The organism is Pseudovibrio sp. Ad37, from assembly GCF_001623075.1.
Classification (GTDB): Bacteria; Pseudomonadota; Alphaproteobacteria; order Rhizobiales; family Stappiaceae; genus Pseudovibrio.
In genome coordinates, this window is record NZ_LMCF01000126.1 from 1 (window position 1) to 963 (window position 963).

The 963-nt window shown below is 52.4% G+C and carries 1 protein-coding gene and 1 pseudogene; both read left to right on the forward strand.

Annotated elements, in window-relative coordinates; all coding sequences use genetic code 11:
* Positions 1-190: 190 nt before the first annotated feature.
* Positions 191-522: pseudogene (locus PsAD37_RS27705) on the forward strand (IS3 family transposase); the annotation flags it as partial.
* An 80-nt stretch (positions 523-602) separates the two neighbouring features.
* Positions 603-963 (forward strand): transposase (locus PsAD37_RS17420; RefSeq protein ID WP_063297238.1); only part of this gene is annotated, 361 nt, incomplete at its 3' end.

The following is a 963-nucleotide window of genomic DNA, read 5'->3' on the forward strand; positions in this document are numbered from 1 at the left end:
TGCTCGTTCTCTTTCTGTAACCGCTTGTCAGTGCTGGATGTATTTTCCCCATTTGTGCTGCTTGAAAATTCCCCACTTTCGCAGCTTTGACTTTTGATTGAAGGGGCATGCCCCTTCAATCAAAAGTCAAAGCTGCGAAAGTGGGGAATTTTCAAGCAGCACAAATGGGGAAAATACATCCAGCACTGACAAGCGGTTACAGAAAGAGAACGAGCACCTGCGGCGTGCGGTTTCAGACCTTACGTTGGACAAGCTGATCTTGAAGGAAGCGGCATCGGGAAACTTCTGAGCCCCTCACGCAGGTGGGCCTGTATCGATCATGTGCATAGTCGGTTCAAGGTTTCTGAGCGGTGTGTTTGCCGCGTTCTGGGGCAACATTGATCAACACAGCGGCGTTTGCCACGTGGGCGTACTGATGAAGAACGCCTGATCGCGGATATGATCGAGCTGACACGTCAGTATGGTCGGTATGGCTACCGTCGGATTGCAGCCTTGTTGAGAGACGCAGGCTGGCTGACTAACGTAAGCGTCCGGCGAACCCGACCTGACGATTCTAGCTTTGCTGCTCTATCGTACGTGTAGTTTTATCTGCATGGACTTTGATGATGATAGAAAGCCAAGGACGGCGCTGGAGTGACGATGAGAAGCGCGCGGTTTGCCGAGAAGCCGTTGAAGGAAGCGATCCGGTTGCGCATGTGGCCAAGCGACATGGCATAAGAAAAGCGCGGCTTTATTACTGGCTGAAAGACCCTCGTTTCAATCCCGCCCTTGAAGAGATGGCGGCAGAACCAACAAAGGCTGGGTTTATCTCTGTCAGCGTGGATGCAGAAGAAGCCCCTCAACCAATACCGGTGAATAGCGAAGTCTCTTCAAATCAAGCAGAGCCACTATGCCTTGGGATCCGCCTTGCGGGCGGGCATCAGGTTTTCTTGAGCGGTGCTGTGAGTGCTGATGTGATTGGGC